At 57.5% G+C, this 25,920-nt stretch carries 24 protein-coding genes; 5 read left to right on the top strand and 19 right to left on the bottom strand.

Translation table 11 applies throughout. The annotated features are described in order from the left end of the window. From ABYM29_RS08185 to ABYM29_RS08175, 3 genes are all read right to left on the bottom strand, one after another. On the bottom strand, positions 1 to 891 hold an 891-nt coding region (locus tag ABYM29_RS08185; RefSeq protein ID WP_372864242.1), incomplete at its 3' end, for a di-heme oxidoredictase family protein. Positions 892 to 894: 3 nt separating this feature from the next. Further along, on the bottom strand, positions 895 to 2,163 hold the full coding sequence (locus tag ABYM29_RS08180) for an imelysin family protein (RefSeq protein WP_372864241.1): 1,269 nt from the start codon (positions 2,161 to 2,163) through the stop codon (positions 895 to 897). Then, positions 2,144 to 2,611, bottom strand: coding sequence for a hypothetical protein (locus ABYM29_RS08175; RefSeq protein ID WP_372864240.1), 468 nt, complete (start codon positions 2,609 to 2,611; stop codon positions 2,144 to 2,146). The genes ABYM29_RS08180 and ABYM29_RS08175 overlap by 20 nt, the downstream gene beginning before the upstream one ends. Before the next feature lie 221 nt (positions 2,612 to 2,832). Between ABYM29_RS08175 and ABYM29_RS08170 the strand changes: the two genes are divergently transcribed. Both ABYM29_RS08170 and ABYM29_RS08165 read left to right on the top strand, forming a co-directional pair. Next, positions 2,833 to 3,606, top strand: coding sequence for a glucose 1-dehydrogenase (locus ABYM29_RS08170; protein ID WP_372864239.1), 774 nt, complete (start codon positions 2,833 to 2,835; stop codon positions 3,604 to 3,606). A 95-nt stretch (positions 3,607 to 3,701) separates the two neighbouring features. Beyond that, positions 3,702 to 3,935, top strand: a complete 234-nt coding sequence (locus tag ABYM29_RS08165; RefSeq protein WP_372864238.1) for a DUF2789 family protein — start codon at positions 3,702 to 3,704, stop codon at positions 3,933 to 3,935. Between the two features lie 18 nt (positions 3,936 to 3,953). On the opposite strand, the gene ABYM29_RS08160 is transcribed toward ABYM29_RS08165, so the two are convergent. After that, positions 3,954 to 4,319, bottom strand: coding sequence for a hypothetical protein (locus tag ABYM29_RS08160; RefSeq protein WP_372864237.1), 366 nt, complete (start codon positions 4,317 to 4,319; stop codon positions 3,954 to 3,956). Between the two features lie 93 nt (positions 4,320 to 4,412). Here ABYM29_RS08160 and ABYM29_RS08155 point away from each other — a divergent pair, with 93 nt between their 5' ends. After that, a complete protein-coding gene (locus ABYM29_RS08155; RefSeq protein WP_372864236.1) occupies positions 4,413 to 5,684 on the top strand; it encodes a CinA family nicotinamide mononucleotide deamidase-related protein in 1,272 nt (423 codons plus the stop codon). Between the two features lie 2 nt (positions 5,685 to 5,686). On the opposite strand, the gene ABYM29_RS08150 is transcribed toward ABYM29_RS08155, so the two are convergent. After that, positions 5,687 to 6,112: an SRPBCC family protein gene (locus ABYM29_RS08150; RefSeq protein WP_372864235.1), complete on the bottom strand. Its 426-nt coding sequence runs from the start codon at positions 6,110 to 6,112 to the stop codon at positions 5,687 to 5,689. Positions 6,113 to 6,271: 159 nt separating this feature from the next. Here ABYM29_RS08150 and ABYM29_RS08145 point away from each other — a divergent pair, with 159 nt between their 5' ends. Continuing rightward, a complete protein-coding gene (locus ABYM29_RS08145; RefSeq protein ID WP_372864234.1) occupies positions 6,272 to 8,197 on the top strand; it encodes a radical SAM protein in 1,926 nt (641 codons plus the stop codon). Positions 8,198 to 8,205: 8 nt separating this feature from the next. Here ABYM29_RS08145 and ABYM29_RS08140 read toward each other — a convergent pair whose 3' ends face one another. The 7 genes from ABYM29_RS08140 to ABYM29_RS08110 form a co-directional block, all read right to left on the bottom strand. After that, complete coding sequence (locus ABYM29_RS08140; RefSeq protein ID WP_372864233.1) at positions 8,206 to 8,601, bottom strand: HIT family protein; 396 nt, start codon at positions 8,599 to 8,601, stop codon at positions 8,206 to 8,208. Positions 8,602 to 8,614: 13 nt separating this feature from the next. After that, positions 8,615 to 10,690, bottom strand: coding sequence for a GNAT family N-acetyltransferase (locus ABYM29_RS08135; RefSeq protein ID WP_372864232.1), 2,076 nt, complete (start codon positions 10,688 to 10,690; stop codon positions 8,615 to 8,617). Continuing rightward, positions 10,690 to 10,980 (bottom strand): hypothetical protein, encoded by a 291-nt coding sequence (locus tag ABYM29_RS08130; protein WP_372864231.1) that lies wholly within the window; start codon positions 10,978 to 10,980, stop codon positions 10,690 to 10,692. The genes ABYM29_RS08135 and ABYM29_RS08130 overlap by 1 nt, the downstream gene beginning before the upstream one ends. A gap of 13 nt (positions 10,981 to 10,993) precedes the next feature. Beyond that, positions 10,994 to 11,308, bottom strand: coding sequence for a DUF2288 family protein (locus ABYM29_RS08125; protein WP_372864230.1), 315 nt, complete (start codon positions 11,306 to 11,308; stop codon positions 10,994 to 10,996). A gap of 13 nt (positions 11,309 to 11,321) precedes the next feature. Beyond that, positions 11,322 to 12,017 carry a TIGR01621 family pseudouridine synthase gene (locus tag ABYM29_RS08120; protein ID WP_372864229.1) on the bottom strand — a complete coding sequence of 232 codons (696 nt, stop codon included), beginning with the start codon at positions 12,015 to 12,017 and terminating at the stop codon, positions 11,322 to 11,324. A gap of 17 nt (positions 12,018 to 12,034) precedes the next feature. After that, on the bottom strand, positions 12,035 to 14,008 hold the full coding sequence (locus tag ABYM29_RS08115) for a FimV family protein (RefSeq protein ID WP_372864228.1): 1,974 nt from the start codon (positions 14,006 to 14,008) through the stop codon (positions 12,035 to 12,037). Positions 14,009 to 14,354: 346 nt separating this feature from the next. After that, complete coding sequence (locus ABYM29_RS08110) at positions 14,355 to 15,614, bottom strand: MFS transporter (RefSeq protein ID WP_372864227.1); 1,260 nt, start codon at positions 15,612 to 15,614, stop codon at positions 14,355 to 14,357. Positions 15,615 to 15,750: 136 nt separating this feature from the next. On the opposite strand from ABYM29_RS08110, the gene ABYM29_RS08105 reads away from it, so the two are divergent. After that, positions 15,751 to 17,256, top strand: coding sequence for an AbgT family transporter (locus ABYM29_RS08105; RefSeq protein WP_372864226.1), 1,506 nt, complete (start codon positions 15,751 to 15,753; stop codon positions 17,254 to 17,256). Between the two features lie 65 nt (positions 17,257 to 17,321). On the opposite strand, the gene phoU is transcribed toward ABYM29_RS08105, so the two are convergent. The 7 genes from phoU to ABYM29_RS08070 all read right to left on the bottom strand — a co-directional run. Next, complete coding sequence (gene phoU, locus ABYM29_RS08100) at positions 17,322 to 18,044, bottom strand: phosphate signaling complex protein PhoU (RefSeq protein ID WP_372864225.1); 723 nt, start codon at positions 18,042 to 18,044, stop codon at positions 17,322 to 17,324. A 37-nt stretch (positions 18,045 to 18,081) separates the two neighbouring features. After that, entirely contained in the window at positions 18,082 to 18,882 is an 801-nt protein-coding gene (gene pstB, locus ABYM29_RS08095) for a phosphate ABC transporter ATP-binding protein PstB (protein ID WP_372864224.1), read from the bottom strand. A 68-nt stretch (positions 18,883 to 18,950) separates the two neighbouring features. After that, entirely contained in the window at positions 18,951 to 20,651 is a 1,701-nt protein-coding gene (gene pstA, locus ABYM29_RS08090) for a phosphate ABC transporter permease PstA (protein WP_372864223.1), read from the bottom strand. A gap of 17 nt (positions 20,652 to 20,668) precedes the next feature. Then, a complete protein-coding gene (locus tag ABYM29_RS08085) occupies positions 20,669 to 22,825 on the bottom strand; it encodes an ABC transporter permease subunit (RefSeq protein ID WP_372864222.1) in 2,157 nt (718 codons plus the stop codon). A gap of 193 nt (positions 22,826 to 23,018) precedes the next feature. Further along, a complete protein-coding gene (locus ABYM29_RS08080; RefSeq protein ID WP_372864221.1) occupies positions 23,019 to 23,987 on the bottom strand; it encodes a PstS family phosphate ABC transporter substrate-binding protein in 969 nt (322 codons plus the stop codon). An 84-nt stretch (positions 23,988 to 24,071) separates the two neighbouring features. After that, entirely contained in the window at positions 24,072 to 25,364 is a 1,293-nt protein-coding gene (gene phoR, locus ABYM29_RS08075) for a phosphate regulon sensor histidine kinase PhoR (protein WP_372864220.1), read from the bottom strand. 3 nt (positions 25,365 to 25,367) lie between these two features. Further along, on the bottom strand, positions 25,368 to 25,920 hold a 553-nt coding region (locus ABYM29_RS08070; protein WP_372864219.1), incomplete at its 5' end, for a winged helix-turn-helix domain-containing protein.

Genomic DNA, 25,920 nt, shown 5'->3' with positions numbered 1-25,920 from the left:
GGCATCCGCACAGCTCTGTGGGAGCGCACAACCGGCATGTGGGTGCGCAGCCGAGCCGACGCCCAAATCGGCGGCAAAGGCCCTGCGGCTCTGCGCCGCTACCGACGGCTGGCGCGCCTTCCAACCAAACCGCCCCAACTGCCCCTCTGCCGTGCGATTCACCCGGCCGGATATGCCATCGCCGTCACTATCGTCTGGATCCGCCAAATTGACCACGTCTGCGGCATCAATTGCCTCCAGTAGACCTAATCCGATCATCGGCGGGGCAATACGCAAGCCCCGCCTAGCGCCCTCGGGCAGCGGCCCATAGCGGCCCTGCGCCAGGCTTACCTCGGGCCAACGCAGCGCAATTCGCTCACCGTCATCAAGATGAATAGCGCGGTATTGCCAACGGACGTCCAGCTGCCCCTCGGCCTCCAGGTCGCCGACGGCAAGATTTTGTAGCTGACTGCCGTAGTTGGCAGCCGGGTGCCCCGCCAGTGACGGCGGCAGATAAATCTTCAATAACGGCGCAATACCGGCACTGCCGGCCGGCAGGCTGCGCCCATCCCGTATATGGCAACCCTGACAGGACGCCGCATTAAACAAGGGGCCAAGTCCCTGTCGCTGCCCCTTACTGCCAATTTCTGCAGCACTCCAGGGCTTGGTAAAAAAACTATTGCCCAAGGCAAACTGCTGGCGCTGCACCATGGTCAAGTTGCGCATCGGCTGCGAATACGCCGAGGCTGACAAACTGTCGCCACCGCCGGGCTGCACTAGGCCGCCCTCACCACCGGAGTGCCGCTCGCCGGGCTCGACCTGCCAATAGCCCGGCGGCTCCTCACAGCCCGACAGCGCGGCCATAACCGACAATAGGTACAACGCTAATAAACTGCCTCGACATGCCGCCATCGATCAGTACGCCGCCTGTAATGCCGGGTCGCTTAGCGGCACGGCCAGCTGCACCGCCAGCGCCTCCAATAACTGCGCCTGGCGCTGCAGTGCCGTTATTGTACTGCGCAGCAGGGCTGGCTCGTCGTGAATCAACTGGTCGAAATATTGCTCCCCACTCACGCCGCGATGACGTATTTCGGCAAACAGCTGCTTGCTACGGGCAAACGCCGCATCGAGGTCAGCGGCCAGCGCAGGCTGATAACGCGACGCCAACACGGCCAAAGACAGCGTCGCAGTAAAGTCTTGGCTGCCGCGATAACGCCCGTAATAAACGTTTTCCACACCCAAGGCGTTGTACCAAAGTGATTGGAAGGTATCGTCACTGAAACAATCCTGCTCGTCCTCTGGCGATCCGCTAAGCAAGGCCGCCTGTATACGCTCACCGGCCAGCTCTTCAATACTCATCGCCGCCATACCGAGCAGCATCCGCCCCAGCCCCACGTCCACATCACCGGCAAGCAAACGACTGCCGGGACTGCCCGGCGCCGCAGACCAGTGCTCACGCATTTCCAATAGCGTACTGCGCAGCTGCAAGGCCAGTGTCAGCAAAAACTCTCGCCGCTTGCGGCAGTGGCTTTCATCTACCCCGGTAATGGCGCCGTCGCTGCAGGCTGCGCCATAGGCAAAATCACTCCACGGACGCTGGCCGGACAACGGCTGCTCGCTACTGACATCCTGCCCCCACAGCATAAATTCAATCGCGTGAAAGCCACTGGCGACGATGCTCTCAACGCCGCTCTCCATCTCCAGCATGGTCAGCTGCCGATGCACCATGTAGGGCAGCGGAACCAAGCGACCGCGCACATCGATATGTTCAGCCGCAATGATATTGGCGTGCGCCCAGGCGTTACTTGACGACGCGCGATAGCGCTCGTCCACGTAGTCGATAAACCCCTCATCAACCGGCCAGCGATTAATTTTTTCCTCCCACTGATCAACAAACCAATGACCAAAACGCAGCGCCTCGGTTTGCGAATAGGGCACACGGGCGGCGCTCCCGGCCTGGCGCGCCGCTGCCAGCGACGCCGCAGAAGGCCTATCAACCAAGGTGTTCAGGGCCGCATACAGAGCCTCACTGGCAGCGAAGGCATCGCTATATAACAAATAAGCCTGAGTCCGGTAGGAAGCTAACACCACCCGCTTATCGTCGTCGCTGGGTTTCGGCACACATCCGAGCAATACGAGCACAGCACACAGCAGCGCCACGCCATTAACGCGTTTTATACTCAAATCCCATCTCCGCGCCTTCTATCGACTTATCGTAGTTATCCAGCCCGCTCTCTAAGCCCGCCTCTTCCTTTAAGTGGATCTTACTTTTAAATTTAAGCCGCGACTCCTCCTTAGGCTTGCCCTCAAACCACTGCCCTACCCCATAGCGCTCCGTCGCTTCGTCGCCGGGAAAATCCTCGCTCACCACCGCCTCGGGCGGCAAACTTAAATCCAAGGGCGCCTGCTGCACGCCGCCCGCCACGGGCACGGGCGCCTCCGCCTCAGCGCGCGGCGACGTAACAGTCGCTGCGCCAGCCTCATCCGCTTCCGGCTTCGACTCAACTGCGATATCTCCTTCCGCCACGGCTAGCGGGGCCGCGCAGCATTCTTGCCGCGAGTACTCCAGCCAGTGCCACGCCAGCACTGCCAGCCCCACTGTCGCCACCAGCGCGATCACGCCTTTATTCATTTGTCCCCCCATTGCCCAGTACCGCCACTATCGAGAACACTTCTGCGCAACTCACTCAGTCTCCCAAAAACCACCCTCGGGGTCTTGCCCTTTTGCGTTCAGCGACCACACCGGAATTGTCGCCGAGCGATGCGCAGCGCCCCTAGTCCACTTGGACAATTGACCCACCATTTTGTCACCGATTAAATAGCCTGCAACACTAATAATACGACGGGAATGACATGAGCAGACTCTCAGGTAAAGTTGCGATCATCACTGGCGCCGCTCGCGGCATGGGCGCGGTTACGGCGCGGCGGTTTGTTGAAGAAGGCGCCAAAGTAGTCATCGCCGACCTACTCGATGAAGCCGGCGAAGCCTTGGCTCAATCCCTGGGCGATAATGCCCGCTATGTCCATGCAGATGTCGCCAATGAGCAAGACTGGCAGAAACTGATCGACGCGGCCGAGGCCTTCGGAGCGCTCAATATTCTGGTTAATAACGCCGCCATCTTGCACGCCGCCGCCATTGCCGATTCGGACGGCGACGACTATATGCGGGTTATCCGCGTTAACCAGCTGGGGCCGTATCTGGGTATCCGCGCGGCAATTGCGCCAATGAAACGTGCCGGTGGCGGCTCAATCATCAATATTTCATCGATTGACGGCCTACAAGCCAAAAATGGTCTCAGCGCCTATGTCTCATCAAAATGGGCCGTGCGTGGACTGAGCAAATCCGCCGCGATTGAACTTGGCCCCCATAATATCCGGGTCAACACCGTTCATCCCGGTGGCATTTTCACCGATATGCACGGCGCCGGCGCCAACAGTGAGCCCAGCGAGCAGGACAATGCCTTTTACGTCAATCACCCCTTGCCTCGCGTTGGCCTACCCTTAGAGGTCGCCAATATGTCACTGTTTCTGGCCTCGGATGAAAGCAGCTATTCCACCGGTTCGGAGTTTATCGTCGACGGCGGCTGGAACGCCGGTTTGCGCCTGGACATGCTACCCAGCTCGTGATGTAGCGAGCGGCTTGCCGGCAGCGGGGCGATGGCGAGTGTTAGTCTGCTCTTCTATAGTGTTAACACGCACGAAACATTATTGAGGAGCCCGCCATGGAAGCCGAAATGCACAGCATGAGCAGCCTGTTTGAACAGCTTGGCCTCGCGGCCAGCAGTGCCGATATTGAACATTTTATCGACAGTCATCGCCCGCTGCCGGCCGACCTGGCACTTCACCAAGCGAGCTTCTGGTCGGCCAGCCAGGCCGACTTCCTGAAGCAAGCGCTGGCCGATGATGCTGAATGGGCTGAGCTGGTCGACGAACTGGACGCCCAGCTACGCCACTAGCTACAGGGCGCCGCTGCACTAATTCCCGGCCGGCGCCTGGGGCTGTTCACCCGGCTCAGCCTGCTGCTCTGGCTGCGATTTTCGCGACTCTGCAATCTCGCGCTGGGCCCGCTGCAGCTCCCGCTCCACCGTATCCACCATCACCGACCAGCCGTCGATCAACGCCTTGTTAGCCTCCTCCAGTATATTGCCCAACGACGGCGCTTTTTCCGCCTCTTGGGCCGCATCCAGCTCACTGTTCAGGGCCTGAACCTGTTCTTGCAGAAGCTGCACTTGTTGCTGCATGGCCAAGCGATAGGCCTGTTGCTGGCGGTACTGCCACAGTTCGAATAAACCGAACACCACAATCAACACCGCAAACATCACACCCGTGGGCATTTTCATACTATGCTCTCCCATCCACATACGATAACAATCGCTATTGTAAGCCTTTTTCCAGCAGCATTAGCGAATTCGAAATAAGGGCAACTCGCAAGCATGAAGGTAAACCTGCTACTGACCGGTAACGAACTCATGGCCGGCGATACTATAGATTCCAACTCGGTGATGATGGCTGAGCAGCTGGCTCCTCTGGGCTGGCGCATCCACAAAAAAGTCACCGTCGGTGACGACCGCGCCCTGCTTCGCGCTGAAATCGACCAGCTCTGTGACGACGCCGACGTGTTGATTATCAATGGCGGCCTCGGCCCCACCGTCGACGACCTAACCGCACAAGTGCTCGCCGAATGTAGCGGCCAGCCGCTACAGGAACACCCGGCAGCCATCGCCCACCTCGAAGACTGGTGTCAACGGCGCGGTTTCGCAATGAACGCCTCAAACCGCAAACAGGCAATGCTGCCCGCTCACTGCGACATCATCGCCAACGCCCGTGGCAGTGCCGTTGGCATTATGCTGCAGCACCGCAGCTGCCTCGTACTGGCAACCCCCGGCGTCCCCAGCGAGCTGCGGCAAATGCTGACAGATGAAATTCTGCCCCTACTCCGCCAGCGCTTTGACTCCGACCACATCCGCACCCTGCGTCTGGGCGTATTTGGCCTGGGCGAATCCGGCATACAAGAGCAATTTAACCGCGAACTCGCCGACTGGCCGGCCGACATCGAGCTGGGCTTTCGGGCATCCATGCCGGTACTGGAAGTCAAGCTGACCGCACGCGGACAAGATGCCTGTAAACAAATAGCAACCTGGCGCCAGCCGGTTGAAGCGCTGCTGGGCGACCACTTATTGGGCGAGCTACCGCTGAATTTACCGGCCCTGCTCGTCAAGGAATTGCAACGCGCCAAGCGCCGCCTGTGCACGGCAGAGTCCTGTACCGGCGGTTTAATCGCCGCGCAAATCACCTCGGTGGCGGGCGCGTCGGCGGTATTTCCCGGCGGCGTAGTCAGTTATTCCAATGCCATGAAACAGTCTTTGCTGGGCGTAGACCAAGGTATTCTTGAGCGCTGTGGCGCAGTCAGTGAAGAGGTGGCGGTCGCCATGGCACGTGGCGCCTTAAGGATCAGCGGCGCAGACATGGCGCTGGCGGTCACCGGCATTGCCGGACCCGACGGCGGCAGCGACGACAAACCAGTCGGCACCGTGTGGCTGGCCTGGGGCGATGCCGAGCAGCTGCGCAGCCTGTGTCTGCATCTGCCCTTTGACCGACAGGGTTTTCAGCAGTGGGTGGCCGCACTCGGCATCGACTTGCTGCGCCGCCAGTTGCTGGGCGTGGATACCCTGCCCGGCGTGGTGCAGCGCTATCGCCGCAGCTGAGCTCAGCCCTGAGCCTTCAGGTGCTCGTCAATCCACTGCAGCAGCATGTCATAGGCGCCGCGGATCATCGCCGCCGCCTCTTCGTCACTGGCGCCCTCGGGCTTGGCGCGGCCATACCAGTCTACGTGGCAGCGACCATCATCCAGCGCCGTTACCTTGGCGTTGGCTGAATAGTTGCTCACCGGCATCGGAATGCCGCGGGGAATGGCGTAGGCAAACTCCATGGCACTGGCATCCATGCTGGTCAACTGCTCGTCGATGGGCTCCATCCCCTGCAGGTGCAAGCGGCGAATCATGCCAATACCGTCACCGATCACCTCGATTTTATCGATGCCCGGCGCCCAGCCAATATCGCCAAAATCCTCAAGCAGTGCCCAGACGGTCTGCGCCGGAAAATCCAAGTCGCGCTCTACATGTACTTCTACCATTGCCGTTCTCCGCATATTTTTATTCAGCGGCGATCTTGCCGCATAATACCCCGTCAAACCTCACCCGAACGGCTTAGCTGACAATACAAAAGAAATGCGCAAAAAATCCCACCAAGGTGCGACAATAGCCATGAATAATCACAACAAGGCCTCGACAACATGACCCCAGCTCTCCCCCCTCGTCCCGTTTGCTTGTTCAGCATGGATTCCGACGGTTTTTGGGCGGTACCGACAACCACCGGTGGTCTCAAGGCCTATTATCAGCACTACGGCGAACACCCAGAGGGCAATGACATCCGCCTGCTGCACTTTCGCGACAGCGACGCCGCCGACCAATGGAAGCAGCAGTGGCCAGCGCTGCGCGACGAATTCGAAGGGGCCATTGCCCGCGGCCAACAGCCTGTTGTCGGCTTTAGCATGTACACCTGGAACGCCGCCGAGTTTCTCGAGCTGATTGCGATGATCAAAGCCGACTGCCCGCAAACCCTGTGTATTGCCGGCGGCCCCCATGTGCAACAGGCTGAAGACTATTTGTTCGACGACCCCATCGATGTTATCGCCCTGGGCGAAGCTGAAACCACCTTTCAACAGTGGCTGGACTGCGAGCGGCGCGAGGACTGGAGCGCCATCGATGGGCTGGCGTATTTACACCATGGCGAAATACATAAGACCGCCGAGCGCAAGCGCCGCACAGACCTCGACGCCCTGCCTTCGGCATTAGACGTGGTGCCGCTGTGCGACGACAACGGCAAACCGCTGTACGACTCAGTATCGTATGAGAGCAGCCGCGGCTGCCCCTTTAAATGTGCCTTTTGCGAATGGGGCACCGGCGCCATCGGTTCCAAGATGTACCAGTTTTCCATGCCGCGCATCGAACGGGACTGGCGAAAAATTGTCGCCGCCGGCATCAAGGATATCTGGCTAGCCGACTCCAATTTCGGCGCCCTGCGTGAAGATTTAGACAAGGCCAAGCTGATTTGTGAGCTGAAATCCACCACTGGCCTGCCCAGCAGTTTTGCCACTTCCTGGTCGAAAAAACACAGCCCGCGGGTGCAGGAAATCGTCTTGCTGCTGCATCAACACGGCCTGCTGCCCCACTATCAATTGGCCCTGCAAACTCTGACCCCCAAGGCCCTGGAACTCAGCAACCGCAAAAATATGGCGGCCAACAAATACGAGCCCATCGCCAAGGACATGGCCAGCAAGGGCGTGCCCATTGCCGCCGAGCTGATCTGGGGCCTGCCCGGCGACAACCTTCCCGACTTCGAGAAAAACCTCGACGAGCTGCTACAGGTCTTTCCCAACCTCAATATTTTTGCCTACACCCTGCTGCCGGGCACCGAGTTTTACGAAAAGCGCGAAGAATATCGTATCGAAACTATTCCCGTGGCCGGCTATGGCAAGGCCAAAGGCGAGTACGTGGTGGCCTGTCACAGCTTTGATCGAGAACAGGGGCTGCAGGGCTATCTGCTAATCACTGCCCACATCCTGTTTGCCCACGGCCACATCATGCCCTACAGCATTCGCTATATTGCCCAGCAAAGTGGTGTGACCACGGCCACCCTGATGCGTGAACTGTTGCTGGCGGTCTGCCGCGAATACGCCGATGAACTGCCGTCGGTGAATATTGACGACCCACTGAGCATTTACGAATCGCGCAATCGCATCTTTACCGAGTCGCTGCGCGACCCCGAGCGCCTGTATCGCTGCTTGAATCAGGTCGTCGGCGACTATATCGGCAGTCACAGCGGCGCCTCGTCCAGCCTGCCGCTGAAAACCCGCTTGAGCCTGCTACTGGAACTCGATAAAGCCCTGTCGCCGCGCTGGGGCGAGGCCAGTGAGCAGGAAGTCAGCTTCAGCTTTGATGCCTTGGCCTGCAAGCGGGCACTCGATGAAATGTCTGCACCCGACGAGCAGTGCTTTAGCGCCGGGCCCCAGGGAGCACAGGTTCGCACCCCGGGAGGCGTGGGCAGCATTCTGCACGAACCCGACGGCGGCGCTTGGCTGCGCGGCGAAATCCAGCAACACAGCGAGCGCCAGGTGGTGCGAATTATTCAACCCGGCTTGGAGTCACTCGCCCACTAAAGAGCGAATCAGGCGGCCACAGCCGCGCGTATTTTTTCCGCCTCGGCGGCCAGCGCATCGCTATCCGCCATCGCCGCGCGACTGAAGTCGATGTCGCGCATCTCGTCTATCGGCACCAGGTGCAGATGGGTATGCGGCACTTCCAAGCCGACAATTTGCAAGCTCACCCGGCGACAGCTGTAGACTTGCTTTAAGGCCTTGGCCAACTTGCCGGAAACCGACATTAGATGCGCACTCAGGCCGTCCGGCATATCGTCCCAGTGGTCAATCTCACGCCGTGGAATCACCAGCAAATGCCCCGGCTTTATCGGCTGTATGGTCATAATGGCCACGCAGTGCTCGTCCTGCCAAACAAAGTGCCCCGGTAATTCACCGTCGATAATCCTGCTAAAAATGCTCGCCATGCTTTCCTCCTTGTTAATCCATATCCGGCCCACAATAGCCGGCATAATACTCCCGCAGCCGCCGCTCGCAAGCGGCTCGGCCGGCCAGTGAATGACGTGCGGCCAGGCGCCGCCAACAGCTGTCCAAAAACAATTTCTCCACAACCAGCTCCGGCAGCCCCGGCGCAGCAAAACACAAGCGTTTCAAGTGCATTGCGACCTGTTCAAACGGCAACTCACCCTGACTATAGCGACGCGCCTGAGTGCTGTCGCCCGGTGCTGCAGCACTGGGCAATCTCGCCAGTAATGCCGCCAGCGCGCCAGCCGGCATGTCACTGCGCAACAGCGCCGCACAGCCCCACAATTCATCGCGCAAGGAGGTGCGCAACCTAGCCAATGGCGCCAGCCAATCGTCGCGCAAGGGAAGCACAACCATCAGCGAATAGCTGCCGCTGCTGGCATCGCGACGACTGCCCAAATGCACCGGCATCAGCCCCTGGGCCGACCAGAACTCCAGCAGCGCCGCCTCACAGGAGAAACTACTGCTGACAAATGCCAAGCCCTGCCGACGCGCCTCATCGACCAGCTGTTCCAGCAATGCGCTGGCAACACCCAAGCGCCGCTGGTCGGCGGCAACCGCGATGCGGTTTACCCGCAGGCTAGCCGCCACCAACCAGCGGCGATCGCCACTGCGTTGCGCTAGACTCTGCGCCAGCAGATTGCCCTTAGGTCGACGCTGGCCGCGACAGACCTGCTCCGCCAGCCCTTCCTCCACGCCCCCCTCAGGCAGTGCCTGACACACCCCCACCACCCTGCCGGCGCGGCGCGCCACTCGCAAACGCCCCGGCATATCCAACAGGTATTGCAGGTCTTGGGGAGTCGTTTGGTAATGTGCCTCCATCAGCAGCGCAAACACTTGGCGCAGCAATGATTCATCGGCCATTAATGCCGGAACCGACAGCGACTCAAGAATTACGGGTGTGGCACTCGTCTCTGCGGCGACCTCACTCTCGACATCGAGCAGAAAACAGCGATTGAGACAGGCTTCCAAGGGGTCGCTCTCTGCCCAGCGCAGTGGGGTTTTCAGGGTCTGTCGCCGCCACCGAGGGCGAAGCTGATTAAGGCTGTCGCGCAAGCGAATATCAAAGCCGCGGCCACTACCTTCGTAGCCGTGCACGGTGCTGGACAATACCAGTCGCGAGCAGTCGCGCAGCAAGGCCTGCAATATCGGCAGTGGCAAATTGGCCGCCTCGTCGACCATCACCAGCTCACCGTCAAGCGCGCCCTCGCGAGCCCGATCCAGCAGCTGCGCCGGCGGCAAGTATTCCAACACCGAATCACCATAGCGCAACTGGTCGCGCTCACGCGCGGCGCCAGGCAATGCTTCAGCGGCATGGCGAAATGCGATTTCGACCATTTCCCGGCGGGCTGCCGACAATATCAGCCGCCTTGCCCCGTCGCGCAACAACTGCGCCGCAGCGACACCCAAGGCGCTGGTCTTGCCCCGTCCCCGGTCCGCACGAATGATCAATGGCCGACCAGCACGGCCCTGGGCAACCCGGCAAATCGCCGCAATACAGCGCTGTTGATCCACACTGGGCATATCGGCTTGCCAAACGCCATGACCGCCGTCAAGGTGCGGCACCGTCTCTGCGCCCTGCTCAACAATAGTCGTGCCCGGCTGCTCGGGCAGCAGGGCACAAAGACGAGCAATAAAACGCGATAACGGCAGAGTAAAGCCCTGAGCCGCCATCGCCTGAGCATAACGTTGCGGCCACTCCTCCAGACGGGGACACAGCAGTACCAACAAGCCGCCAGCGCGCAGCGTGCCGGCGGCGGCTAGCCAGTCATTGACCGAGCTGTAGTGATGCCCATCGATAACTACCCAATCCGATTCAATTCCGAGACTGGCCGACTTGCGGTTGGGCTGCAAATCTAACAAGGACTGCCGACCAACAAGCAGCCGCTGGTCGCCAGCGCTAAACACCGCCGTCAACAGCGACTCTGCCCAATCGCGATCGCCGCTCAGCAACAGCAAACCGCGGTGACCGCGGCGCCGATAGCCACTGCGCAAGCGTTGACAATATTCAGCAAATTCAGCGGGCTGCACTACTTTCCGCCACTGGGGTAGACCGGTGCCTCGGCCATGTGTAGATGCAGCAAAAGGCGGCTATCAGCGCGGTAGATGTCCTGCAATGGCTCCGGCAGAAATTCTTCTGCCAACGCCAGTATTTTTTCACGCAGCTGCTGCTGACTGATTGCGCCCAGCTGAACCGCCGCGTCCATCGCACCCTCTAACCGATACAAGGTCGCCGGCGGCACATCGAAGCCCGCCGCCTGCTCTGCAAAAAAACTGCGCAGACGGCACTCCAGGTCGTTCAGAAATGCCGGCTCAGCCATGCGCCCTCTCCACTCAGTTTAACTCGCGCTCAGTTTGCACCAGTACCCAAGGTGCCACGACAACCGCCCACAACTCCCGCTGCTCATCAAACCAGTTGCCGGCTGTCTGCTCGTCTACCCGGGCCAACTGTCCCGAGTTCAAAAAATGACTTATCTGACCGGCATCATCTGCGGCCATTGCCGCGGCAACAGCAATTAAATCCAGCGCCGGTGACACCTCAAGCACAGCCCCTTGAGCATAAAAGCGCTGTAATTCACGCCAGGCAATTTTCGCCGTTTCACGATTCAGTTTGTGCAGCAGCTCATCGCTGCCAGGCTGTTCAGTCATAGCTGGGCTCTATCTAGGTAATGGCTGGTTTCGAAGAGGCGCCCCAAGGGAGTCCCCAGGGCGGCGCCCATTCTAACAGCGCCGAAGCCACAGCTCTATCGGCAAAGCCCTCACCGCTAGATGGCGGGCACACAAAGCTTAGTGTTTCGCCTTGGTAGTCAAAGCGCAACGCCCATGCATGCAGATAACAGCGATCGGCCGCAACCTTGCCGTAGCGCGTATCGCCGAGAATAGCGGCGCCTAAGCTCGCCATAACCACCCGCAACTGATGGGTTTTGCCGGTTATCGGTTTGAGCAAATAGCAGCGGCGGCCAGCGGCGACGCTGGTACTGATAAATCGGGTTTTTGACGGATTGTTGCGGCTGCGACTGAGGCGGTAACTACCACCACGAGATTTCTCGATGTCGCCCACGACCGAGCCCTGTTTCTTACGAGGCCGCCCGTCAGCGAGGGCGATGTAATATTTTTCAATTTTTCTGTTGCGAAAAAGCTCCGCTAAGTGCGCCGCGGCGACCGGGTTGCGAGCAATGAGTAACAGCCCAGAGGTGGCATCATCAAGCCGGTGCACAAGGTGTAGCGAGGACTCACAGGGATAATCATCTGCCAACGCATCCAACACGCTCCGCCCGCGGTCGTTGCGGTGAAGGTTGGCTCCCGGAGCTTTGTCTATCACATAAAAATCCGGGTGCCGATGAACCAAGCTGTACACAAATACCTCGTTGAAAATCAGCGCTCGCCAGCAGAATCATGACCGGCACCGCGCGCCTCCATGGCCTTGCGCAGTACAGCAATTTCTCGGAAATCATCGTCGCTAGCACCCGCAAATTCCATTTGCAGAGCCAAGGTTTCAAACTCCGCCTCATCGCCCTGCTGGGCATAGACATCGAGCAGCATCAAGCGCAGCGCTGACGACTCACTGTGCTCCAGAGCCGATTCAAGAATACGCTGGGCACCGCTGTAGTCAGCCATCGCCAAACACGCCGCTGCAGCGGTTTGCACGTCGTCATCTCCGTCGTCTGCCGACAAGCCGGTGTCATCATTGGCCCCTAAGTCCGAGAATTGTTCGAAGGTTTTTACCGGAGCGACATCAACCATATTGCCAGACATTGCGGCGCGCTCAGTGGCGTGCAGCTGCGGTGCGGGCGCATCGCCCAAACCGGCCTGCTGCGCTAGGTCGGCGGCACCTTCCTCAGCCACTGATGCAGACTTCGCCACACCGGGGCGCAAGCCACCATCTAGCTCATCAAACACATCGTCGAAGTGGGCGCCCGCGGGATGCGCGCCTTGATCCACCGGCCGATCTTTTTCCGGCGCGGCGCTTTGGCCGCCGACGTGGTTTTTCCCACGCTGACGCTTCACTGCCGCCACTACGGCGAGCACGACAGCCAGCAGTAACCACCAAGGATTCCCCCGCCACTCGCCACTTGCGGTCGTTGGCGAGGCGTTATCGACAGCCGCATCCGTCGGCACTGTTTCACTTGGCGCAGCGCTGGCAGGTGGAGGCGTCGCGGCAGATGCCGATGACGTGGTCGGCTCGTCAGCGACCACCACCGGTAATTCTTCCGTCACCCCATTAAACAAGGGTGTCATGTCATCGGCCGATGGCGCAGGGGCTAAATCGTTCACTTCCGGATCAAGCCATTCGTCGGCGACTTGCGGAGAGACATTCTCCGGCGCACGGTTAATCGCCTCGTAACGCTGCTGAAGCTCGGATAAGCGCGCCTGCAACACCTCCAATCGCTGACTCATTACATCGATATTCGCCGTCACATCGGCGACTTCGTCACTGACCGCCAATAGCGACGCAGTGAGTTCGGCGACTTCATCGCCCCCTTGCGGCGACACATTTTCTTCATCGCGGCGCAGCGCTTTCGCCACAGGCAAAGCAGCTTGCCCTGGCTGCCCCGCGTCAAGCTCCGAACGGTTTTTGGGCTCGACGACAGGCGCCTCGCCGGCGCCATCGTCAACGACGTTTTCCCCGGCCAAGGCGCCCGCAGCGATGTTTAGCGTCACCGACTCCTTCAGCATATCCCTGGCGCCGCGAACAAAGGCGCGTGGGTTAAGGGTAAAAATCTGCTCCATAAGCTGCAGTTGATCGCCACCGCGGGCGCGGCGCAGCCGCGCGGCAATGCGCCATAAACTATCGCCACGACGGGTAAAATAACGCTCTGAATCCGCGGTAATTTCACTTGCGGCGGGCCGGGGGCGCACGCTCACCGGAGCTTTCTTTGCAACGGTGTCGGTACTTGGCGGCGCCTGCCTTAGGCCCGGCGCGGGCAGCGCCTGAAACGAGGCCAAAGTGCTAGGCAGATCCAACAGCAAAGTATATTCGCGATTAATCGTTCCCATCGGCCAGCGCACCGTGAGCACGAAGTTTAAAAAGGGCTCTACAATTGGGCTGCTACTGCGCAGATAAATCACGCCACTGCCGGACTCATTGATTTCGCTGGAAACGGTAATAATGCGCGGGTCCAGACCACCGATCGCACTATCACTTTGCTCGTCCCACACTGGCATGACCTTAACCAACAACTGGTCACCCGCCAGCCCCTCGGCCCCCTTTATCGGCACCCTCGCCTCCAGTGGACTGCCCAGACGTGAATCCAGCTGCGCCTCACCCAAGCCCATCGCCAAGCACTCACGACTTACCATCGCCGCGAGACAAAGCGGTATCATTGCCGGTACTCGCATTTTTTTCATCCCCGCTGCTCTCTTATTATTCCCTGTCGCTAGACCTATAAACTTTTTCTAAAGCTTACACCAAATTTCGAGTCTTACCCTGAAAAGGCAACAACGAAGCCCTAATCTGCACATTTTTCGCTGATAAAATGCCATTTTCGCGAAATTGCCGGCACCTTAAGCCCTTACTGCCTTAACAGCCGGCCGTTTTCTCTCCCCTAGCCGCCATGCAATACCCCCGGCCAGCAAACGAACTTATCCACATGAAGTTTTCCCCAAATAAAGTGAATAAGCTTGTGGATAAGGCTGTTCAATTCCCTGCTGAGCGGCGCCCCATCTCGCTTCGCCATACGCGTGTACTTTTTGATCAGCCCTCATTTACCCTGCGCGCCCTGACTAACATCACGACAATAATGACGGCCATCGCCACCGCCGCACAAAAATATGGGTAGCTCGGCGACAGTCGATACAGCAAGCCGCCAAGCAGCGGCCCCACCACAAAACCCAAGCCAGCCACCGAGCCCAACAAGCCCGCTAGACCGCCCTGCTCGTGGGGCTCTACCACCAACGTCGCACTGGCGCCGTAAGCAGGCCCGGTAAGCCCCATACCAAATCCGAAAAGCGCCATGGCAGTCAGTAACATCGGCAAGTTGCCAGACAGCGCTAACAACAGGTATCCGGCACAGCTGAACGGCAGCCCCATAAACAACAGACGCATCGGCGGACCGCTATAGCGCTGCACCACGACAAACTGGGCGACCAACATTGCGCCAGAGGACACGATCATTGCCGCCGAAAACCACTGTGCAGCCGCCACGCCGTCCAGCCCTAACAAATCCTGAAAGTAAAATCCCAGGGTCTGTTGCACCATGCCCAACAAGCTGTATAGAGAAAAACCAATAACCAGAAAAAGGCGGTAACGTCGGTCGAGATAGCGCATCCGCTTAGGCCGAACGCTGCCACTGGCATGCGGCGCTATCGCCGGTAAATAACGCCACACCATCACCGCAACCAGGGCTGCAAAGCCAGCCTGCAGATAAAGCGGGGTGAGATAACTGAAATGCACAAACCAGGCCAGGGCCGGCCCCAACATTACCCCCAGCTGATTAAAGGCCTGCAGTTTGGCCATGCCCTGCGCACGGCGATCAATACTCGTGACATCGACCATATACGCCGCAGAAGCGGGGTGCGTTGCCGACATGAGCGCGGCGTGTACGGCCCTGCCCAGCATCAACAACAGATACAACAGGCCACCGCCAAGCAGCGCCGCCAGACCAAGCCAGGCAACGGCGTTAAACAACAAGGTGCCCAGGGTGTAGCCAAAAAGGCCAATGATAATCACCGGTTTACGCCCCCAGTGATCACTCTTTCGCCCCCAGAATGGCGAACTGAGAAAGAACACCAACGCCGTGAGTGCCGACAGTGAGGTAATCGCCATTTCCTTGGGGGCAAGCTGCACATCGCTAAAGGGCAGCGTCCACAGCATCTCGTGCAGCGCCAATTCGCGGCCGAGCATGGGCAACACCGCAAACACTACGCTCTGGCCCATACCCACGGCCATCATCGCGCCGTACAGAGAAATCATTGCCCGCCAGTCGGAGCGCGGCACACCGTCAATCGCCTTCAAATGAACACTGCCTCAGTATCTTGTGGTTTTCTATCGGCCACCGCTTCTGGCACACTTTCCTGTCGCCGCGCGGCCAGGAAACGGTCGCTGTATTCTACACGGCAGTTATATCGCCACCACAAAATAAGCGGGAAACATGGCCAAGGTTCAGCAAGATGCACCGTGGAGCCAGCGCTGGCTCAACCACATCGAAAGGCTGGGTAATAAACTGCCTCACCCAGTTAGCCTCTTCATCATTTTCTGTGCTCTGCTGGTAGTGCTATCCGCGTGGATGAACGCAGCCAGCGCCAGCGCACAAAACCCCAGCAGTGGCGAGTGGTTATACAGCCGTTCACTACTTTCTCGCGAAGGCCTGCTGTGGATGCTACACAGCGCGGTGGGAAATTTTGTCAACTTTGCGCCTGTTGGCTCGGTCATTGTCGCGATCATGGGCATCGCTGTCGCCGAGCACTCCGGCCTGCTCGGCTATGTGCTCAGCGGCATTGCCAGGCGCGCACCACCGCGTGCGCTGAGTGCGGTTATTGTGTTTACCGGCGTACTCTCCAGTATCGGCTTTGATTCCGGCTACGTGGTATTAATTCCACTGGCCGCGCTTATCTTTCGCGCAGCCGGCCGGTCGCCATTGGCGGGTATCGCCGCCGCTTTTGCCGGTGTCTCTGGTGGCTACAGTGCCAACTTAGTCCTGGGACCGGTAGATGCCATTCTCGCCGGCATCTCCACAGAAGCCCTGCGACTGATTGACGACCAAGCCGAGGTGCTGGTCAGCGCCAACTATTATTTCATTGTCGCCTCAACCCTGATGATCACCGTCGTTGGCGCCTGGGTAAACGAAAAAATCGTCGAGCCCAGATTGCCTAAACCCGATACCGTCGAGCATCTGCCAGCCGCCGACAGCGATGACCGCGAACGCCGTGCGCTGCGCGTAGTCGCAGTGTTTTCAGCCGCTTACATTGCCGCCTTGATCGCCATGGTCGCCCTGCCGTCGGGATTGCTGCGCAACCCCGACCCCGAGGGCATGGCCGCGCTGCCACTACTGCGCGGCATTGTGGTATTTATCGCCCTGTATGCGGCGCTGGCGGGAATAATATTCGGCTATAGCAGCGGTCGATTCCAGGAGCGCAACGACTGGATTCGCGCGATGGAAAAAGGCATGGGCACCCTGGCCGGCTACTTGGTACTGATGTTCTTTGCCGCGCAGTTCGTCAACTATTTTTCCTGGTCGGGCATCGGCGCCATCGCCGCGATTAACGGCGCGCAATGGCTGGCCAGCCTGGAACTCTCCAGTACAAGTCTGCTGCTGACATTTGTACTGTGCTCAGCACTTATTAATTTATTAATTGGCAGCGCCTCGGCCAAATGGGCACTGATGGCGCCCATCTTTTTGCCCATGCTCGCGATGCTGGGGGTCGCACCGGAGGCGGTGCAAATGGCCTACCGAATCGGCGACTCCAGCAGCAATATCATCACCCCGCTTATGCCCTATTTCGGCGTGGTCGTCGCCTTTATGCAAAGCCATGACCGCGAGGCCGGCATGGGCAGCCTATTGGCGCTTATGCTGCCTTATTCCCTGTGCTTTTTACTGAGCTGGTCAATGCTACTGAGCCTGTGGTTATTCGCCGGCCTGCCCCTGGGGCCCGGCTAATCAGCCACAAAAAAACCGGCCGCTATATGGCGGCCGGTTTTTTTAAGGGAAGAAGCAATGATAAGTTATTTTTTGTTTTGTACCGCGGCGCTCATCTCATCCAAATCGGCATGGCGCACGTCGGCACCTTTCACCAGATAAATGACGTGTTCGGCGATATTCCGCGCGTGATCACCAATACGCTCAAGTGAACGCAGCGCCCACAATACCTGCAGCACCGAGGAAATCGAGCGCGGATCTTCCATCATATAGGTCACCAGACTGCGCATCGCCGTGCCGTATTCAATATCGACCGCCTTGTCTTCCTCTGCCACACTAAGCGCCATATCGCTGTCAAAGCGCGCAAAGGCGTCCAGCGCATTGCGCACCATACTCAGAACATGGTCACCGATATGACGAATCTCTAATACGCTGCGGGGCAAACCACCCAACTCGCCTAAGGTAATCCCCGATTTGGCCACCTTTGTTGCCTCATCGCCCATGCGTTCCAAATCGCTGATAATGCGGCTAATCGAAAGCACTAGACGAAGATCTGTCGCCGCAGGCTGTCGCCGCGCAAGAATGATCGTGCATTCCTCGTCAATGGCAATTTCCAGGGCATTAACAAGCTTATCGCCCTGCTTAACCTCTTCAGACAAGCCGCTGTCCTGGCTCATGAAAGCCGTAATGGCGTTGGCAACCTGCTTTTCAACCACGCCACCCATTTCCAGCATACGGGTCTTGATATCGTCCAGCTCAGAGTTGTACTGCTGGGAGATATGGTGTGCATGTAAGTCTTTATCTTTCATTGCCGTATCCTATTGCTAGCGAACTGGTGGCCAAGCCTTAGCCATAACGACCGGTTATGTAATCTTCAGTTTGCTTGTTATTGGGGTTGGTAAACAGCGTATCAGTATTATCGAACTCGATTAGCTTACCCATATACATAAACGCGGTGTAATCCGAAACACGCGCCGCCTGCTGCATATTGTGGGTAACAATAACAATGGTGTACTTGTCTTTCAGCTCATAGATCAGCTCTTCGATCTTCAGCGTTGAAATAGGATCCAACGCCGAGGCCGGCTCATCCAGCAAGAGCACTTCGGGCTCGACCGCGATGGTTCTGGCAATCACCAAGCGCTGTTGCTGGCCTCCAGACATGCCCAGGGCATTGTCGTGCAAGCGGTCTTTAACCTCGTCCCACAGCGCTGCGCCGCGCAAAGAGCGCTCCACCACTTCGTCCAACACGCGTTTTTTATTTACGCCTTGAATGCGCAGTCCGTAGGCAACATTTTCATAAATCGACTTGGGAAAGGGATTGGGCTTTTGAAACACCATGCCCACCCGGCGGCGCAGCGTGGCAACATCCACTGCACGGTCATAAATATTGGCGCCATCGAGAGAAATACTACCATCCACTCGACAGCTATCGACCAAGTCGTTCATCCGATTAAAGCAGCGCAGCAGCGTCGATTTACCACAACCACTGGGGCCGATAAAGGCCGTGACCTTTTGCCGGGGGATGCTCATATTGACATTGAACAGCGCCTGCTTTTCACCGTAGTACAGGTCAAGGTTATCGACTGTGAGTGTAATGTCCTCGTCGTGAATCGACTGTTCATTGCGCACTCGACCCAATGATTCCATATCAATTGCGTGGCCGGCTGTTGCTGATTTGTTGGTTTCCATAAATTTTACCGTCATGGCTTAGCCAATTACATTTCGAGAGATTTGTATTTTTCACGCAGGTGGTTACGCAATGCCACTGCACTGAGATTAAGCAGCGCAATAATCACGACCAGTAACAAAGCCGTAGCGTACACCAGCGGCCGCGCCGCTTCGACGTTGGGGCTTTGAAAGCCGACGTCGTAAATATGAAAACCCAAGTGCATGAATTTTTGGTCGAGATGGAAATACGGGAAGTTGCCGTCCACCGGCAGCGACGGCGCCAGCTTGACGACCCCCACCAACATCAGCGGAGCCACTTCGCCAGCGGCCCGCGCCACCGCCAATATCAGCCCTGTCATCATCGCCGGACTGGTCATTGGCAACACCACCCGCCACAGGGTTTCCGCCTTGGTCGCACCGAGTGCCAAACTGCCCTCGCGTAAATTGCGGGGAATTCGCGCCAACCCCTCCTCGGTCGCGACAATCACCACCGGCAGCGTCAACAGAGCCAGGGTTACCGAAGCCCAAAGCAAGCCCGGCGTACCGAAGGTCGGCGACGGCAGCGCCTCGGCGAACAGCGCCTGATCAATTTCCGCGCCGACAAAGTAGATAAAGAAACCCAGACCAAAAACACCGTAGACAATCGACGGCACACCCGCGAGATTGTTAACCGCAATACGCACGATTTTCGTCATGAGCCCCTGCTTGGCATACTCACGCAAATACACCGCCGCAATGACACCAAACGGCGTCACCAGTATCGACATGATCAACACCATGATTACCGTGCCAAAAATAGCGGGGAAAATTCCGCCCTCAGTATTTGCTTCCCGCGGCTCATCAGTCAGAAATTCGCCAAACTTATCGACGTAGAAGCCAAGCTTATCCAGCAGCGTCATAGTGTTGGGGCGGTAGGCTTTAACAACCGTAGACACCCGTTGCTCGCGACGCTGACCCTGGGCCGTCTCAACAATGAAACTATCGCGATTCCACTGTGCATAAAGCGCGTTTAACTGCTTTTGCAGCACCGCGTATTCAGCATCCAGCTCGGCGCGCTCGCTATCGATCGCCAATTGTTTCTGCGCGCGTCGATCATCGGGCAAGTCAGTGTCCAGCTCGAGGCCGCGCTGACGCAGTCGCAGACGCTCCAAGCGATAGTTAATCGCAGCGATTTCTTTCTTTTCTACCCGGCTAATATCCTTATGAATTGTCTCTACACGCGCAATGCTCTGCTGAAACGCCTGCCACAACACGGTTTCATCTGCATCGTCGATGTACTCATCACCGCGTTTCAAACCACGTAAAAATCCGTAAAAATTCCCCCACTCGCGACGCTCGATCACCATCGCTTGCTCGGGGTAACGGGTGTTATTCAAATAGCGGCTAAGCACCCATTTGAAATCCGCGCCACTGACATCGCGATTCCCCACCTTCACTAATTCACGGCGGACAAAGGCTTGCTCGGTATCGAGCTTAAAGCCAGCGCTCAACAGCTGCTCGATGGCGACATCTTCGCGCTCTACTCGCTCAGCCATCACCACTGCCGAGCCCTGCTCGGGCAACTGATAATCGGCCACAAACACATCGGCCGGCCAGAAATGACTAAAGCCGCGCACCGCCAATAGCACCAACAGGCCGATTACTGCCAATGTGCTCACAGTGACGGCGGCGGCGTTCATCCAAATCATCGGCTCGCCGCCTTTTAGCCAGGCCTTCAGCCCCTGTTTTTCTTTGTTCTGTAAATACATGCTGTATCCCAAATCAATCAGAGGTTGCCATAGCGCTGACGCAGACGCTGCCTGACCGTCTCCGCGATGGTATTAACGACAAAGGTGAACATAAACAACACAAAGGCCGCGAGGAACAACACGCGATAATGACTGCTATCCACCTCTGTTTCGCCAATTTCCACGGCGATATTGGCCGCCAAGGTGCGCATGCCCTCGAATATATTGGCGTCCATAATCGGGGTATTACCGGTGGCCATCAGCACAATCATGGTTTCGCCAACAGCGCGCCCCATCCCAATCATTAAGGCGGAGAAAATACCGGGGCTGGCGGTCGGCATCACCACACCCACCAGGCTTTGCCACGGGGTTGCCCCCAGGGCCAAGGAACCGTAACTCAGGTGTTTAGGCACCGAGAAGATCGCATCTTCAGCAATAGAGAAAATCGTCGGAATCACCGCAAAACCCATGGCTATACCGACTACCAGCGCATTGCGCTGATCAAAGGAGATGCCCAGATCATTGGTCAACCAGGCGCGCATATCGCCATTGAAGAACGCCCGCTCCAGTGGCGCACTCAGCTCGACACAGCCCAGCACTATAAAAATAACGACCGGCACCAACAGCAGCGGGTGCCAACCCTCTGGAATACGGCGACTCAGCGTCGCAGGCAAGCGCGACCACAACCAGGCAAACGCAAGAACCCCCAGAGGCAAGACGATAAACACACCAAATACCGCTGGCAGATTGCGCTCGATGAACGGCGCCAGCCAAAGCCCGGCCAGAAAACCCAAAATGACCGTTGGCAATGCTTCCATCAGCTCAATCAGCGGCTTCACCTTGCGTCGCAGCGACGGCGCCATAAAGTAGGCCGTGTAAATGGCGCCGCAAATAGCCAGCGGCGCGGCGATCAACATGGCATAAAAAGCCGCCTTCAAGGTGCCAAAAGCCAAAGGAGCAAAGCTGTATTTGGGCTCGAAATCGTTGTCAGCTGCCGACGACTGCCAGACGTAATCCGGCTCGGGGTAGCTCTCGTACCAAACCTTGCTCCACAGCACCGACCAGGAAACTTCAGGGTGCTCGTTCTCCAGGTGATAACTTTGCAGCTGGCCAGCTGCGGATTCGACCAGCAGGCGATCAGCACGCGGGGATATTGCCATAGCGGCGACATTTTCTAAGTCCAAGTCACGGCTGAGCAAGCGCCGCTGGGAGGTGCTGTAAAACACATCGAGCTCGCCAGTATTGGCAATGCTGACAAAGCCCTTGCGACGATGCTCGGTCACCAGGGCCGCTGTTGGCCCCGCCGCCTGAAAGCCGCGAATAAATTGCAGCCCGTATTTGCCGCCGCGTTCGCTGTCTCTCACCACAAACCACTGTGAGATCTTGCCATCATCCGTAGCGGTAAGTAGGGAAATACCACCCAATAGAAAACGCACATCGCTCAATGCCGCCACGTCACTGACCTCGCCGCGATCGACGATAGTGAGTTCACGCAGACTGATCAAACGATAGTCGCCCTGCTTACTGAGAACATACAGCCACTGCTGCTGGGGGCCAATCAGCAAAAAATCTGCGGCAATATCCAAGGTTGGCAACGAAAACTCTTCTTCAACCAGAGTGATCTCTTCGCTGAGGAAGTCTTCTTCCTTAGTCCAGCGGCGCCCCACCAAGTGACCCTTTGTTACACCGACAACAACCAGTGCTTCCTCGCTGTCGCGCATAGCCAAACGGGTCAAACTCCCGTCACTGATCTGCAGGCCAGCCTCGCCGTAAGGGAAACGCAATATCGGACTAATCAAACGCTGGTCGTCGGGATAACTCACTCGATAATCGTGCTTGCCAATCAGCGCGCGTCCATCTTCCATGCCCAGGGCAAACACCCGACTTTCTTCCGACTCCAACGCAAAACTGCTGATCGGCGCAGAAATGGGCAACGCGCGCTGACTGACAACTTCGCCGCTGTCAGCGCGAAAGAAGACCGCCTCACCCGTGGCCGTCAAACGAAACGCGATCTCTGCCTGCTCCTCCATGGCCAAATACAGCGCTGCGGTATTCGTCGCTACGGAATAACTCTGCTGCGCCTCGATATCTGCCGATTTAAACAGCGGCATAATTTCGTATAAAAGGTAGAAGAAAATCAACAGGATAGACAGCAAAACACCTACCCCGCCACCCGTTATGGTCGCGGTCGTCATACCATCTTTAATCTTCCGCCAACGGCGTTGGGCTGATGCTGTCGCACGCACCTCGGATTGATTCATAGCCATGGACTCTTTGACATACTGGCAGGAATTTTATGGCACTTTTGTTTCAGCTATATGACAAACGTAAAATGTGCCGCAAACTTACGCATGCGGCACACTTCGCGCTGACGCCCTTTCGGGGGTTTTACAAATCCAACTTTTTGCGGATTTTCTCTACCACACTCGCCGGCAGTGGAATATAGCCATCTTTCACCACCACTTCCTGCCCCTGCTTGGAAAGTACCAGTTTCACAAACTCGCGCTCCAGTGGCGCCAGCGGCTTATTCGGCGCCTTATTCATGTAAACATAGAGAAACCGTGACAGGGGGTAGCTGCCGTTAATCGCATTTTCTGGACTGGCTGCAACAAAATCACTTTTATCGCTCTTTGCCAACGGTATCGCCCTCACGCTCGAGGTTTGATAACCGATTCCAGAGTAACCAATGCCGTTAATCGAGGTGGAAACTGACTGCACAACCGATGCTGAGCCCGGCTGCTCGTTTACACCGTTTTTAAAATCGCCCTTGCACAGCGCCTTGCCTTTAAAGTATCCGTAGGTACCGGATACCGAGTTGCGGCCAAACATTTGAATATCGCGATTGACCCACGGCCCCGCCATAGCCAACTGCCCCCAGCGCAGCACATCTTCCGGGTGTCCGCATTTGCGAGTACTGGAGAACACCGCGTCAACTTCGGCAATAGTCATGCCTTTAATCGGGTTGTCTTTGTGCACAAAGACCGCCAGAGCATCGATCGCAACAGGAATGGCGACGGGCTTGTAACCATACTTGGCTTCGAAGGCTTCCAGTTCCTTGTCCTTCATTTTGCGGCTCATCGGCCCCATATTAGAAGTGCCCTCGGTCAGCGCCGGCGGCGCTGTTGACGAACCGGCCGCTTGAATCTGGACATTGACGTTGGGGTAGACACGCTTAAAGTCTTCACTCCACAGCGTCATCAGATTAGCCAGGGTATCGGAACCGACACTGGAAAGATTACCCGATACACCCGCAGCTTTTTCGTAAACAGGCAGTGCGGGGTCAACCTCAGTGGCAGCGGCCACCCACATTGAAGAAAGGCCCATTGCGGCCGCCATCAGACATTGCTTCAGTTTCACAGGAATCTCCCGAATCGACAAATTAGCTAACACAGCTGTCATCTTAAGACGGAAATATGACGCCTTCATGACAGCAAAGCGTTATCACACTTTTGCAATCAATGAGGGGGGGAAAACGCAGCTAAAAGTACTGCCCACCCCTGGCTGACTGTGAATCTTCATCTCCGCGCGATGCCGCAGCAATACGTGCTTAACAATAGCCAGCCCTAGCCCAGTTCCCCCGGTATCGAGCGAACGACTGTCATCGACGCGATAAAAGCGCTCGGTAAGACGCGGAATATATTGGGGTTCGATACCAATACCACTGTCTTCCACTTCGAGCACGGCATGGCTGTCATTTTGATACCAGCGCAAGCAGATCCGGTCGCCTTCACCGGTATAGCGCGCCGCGTTCACCGCAAGATTTGACAGCGCGCTGCGAATCTCTGCCGCCTGCCCCTTCAGGGCCATGCTGTCGTCACATTCAATATCGATTTGGCGCTGGCCCTGCGCCGCGGAAATCACTTCATCTCTTACCATTTCCATCAACGGCCGCAGGTGAATCAGTTCTTGCTCATTGGCCTGTGGCAGCGACTCCAAACGAGACAGCTGCATTAGGTCCTGTATCAGGTGGTGCATACGCCGCGATTGACGCAACATTTGATCAATAGCGCGATCCCAGCGCGGATTATCACCGCCGTGCTCAGCAAAAGTTTCCAGATAGCCATTGATCACCGTCAGCGGCGTGCGCAGCTCATGGGAAACATTGGCGACAAAGTCCTTGCGCATTTTTTCTAATTGGTGGGTGCGGGTGACGTCGCGGGCAAACAGCAAGCGATTGCCCTCGGCGAAAAAGCTGATGCTAATACTAAGTCGAATATCTGCGTTGATCGGCGATGGCATGTCAAACGGTGCGACATACTTTTCCGCCTCGTAATAGGCGACAAAATCTGGACTGCGCAGCAAATTGAGCAGCTGCAAGCCGGAGTCATCTTCACGTCGCAGTCCCAACAAGTCCATCGCCGCATCATTGCACCATTCAATACTGCCGTAACGGTCTAGCATCACTACGGCATCCGACATGGAGGCAAAGGAAGAGCGCAAATAATCGATAATTGCCTGCAGTTGGTCGCGATCCCCAGCGGCCTGTTTCTGCATGCCATAAATCGTGTCGAAAACCTGGCCCCACATCCCGATTGCCTCTGGCGGCTCAGCCCCCGCCCCCCGGTACAGCCAATCGCTCAGGCGCTGCAATTGCCACAATAGCCAAGCGCATACCGCTGCCGTGACAAGCAGCACCGGCCACGCCCCCAGATCCAGCGTCACCGCCAGCAGCGACGCCGCGGCCAGGGGCATTACGATCCGAAGCAGCTCTGTTTTCCAGTTGTAATACCGCATGCGCTAGGCGCTGACCCCGGTGGCCGAGAATCGATAGCCGGTACCGCGCACGGTCTGTATCAATTGGCCAAAATCCCGATTATCCGTTTGCAGGGCTTTGCGAAGGCGACGAATATGCACATCAACCGTTCGCTCTTCCACGTAGACATTGCTGCCCCACACTTGGTCTAGCAACTGGCCGCGACTGTAAGCCCGCTCCTGGTGGCTCATGAAAAATTTCAGCAGTTTAAATTCCGTAGGCCCCATATCGAGGGGCTGCTCTTCCGCAAAAACCCGGTGACTCGCCGGGTCCAGCTTCAGACCGCATACCTCGATACTCTGCTCCTGCTCGGGTGCGCCGCCACGGCGCAATACGGCTTTAATCCGCGCCATCAGCTCTCGGGAAGAAAAGGGCTTAGTAATATAATCGTCCGCGCCCACATCCAGCCCCTGTACGCGATTATCCTCATCGTCCTTGGCAGTCAGCATAATCACCAGCAAATCCTGGGTAAGCTCCTCCCGGCGCAGTCGTCTCAGCAACTCGATACCACTGGTCACCGGCATCATCCAGTCCAGC

The organism is Spongiibacter sp., from assembly GCF_041602295.1.
Lineage (GTDB): Bacteria > Pseudomonadota > Gammaproteobacteria > Pseudomonadales > Spongiibacteraceae > Spongiibacter.
The sequence above is the reverse complement of the archived record's forward strand: the minus strand, read 5'-3'. Positions and strand labels throughout refer to the sequence as shown.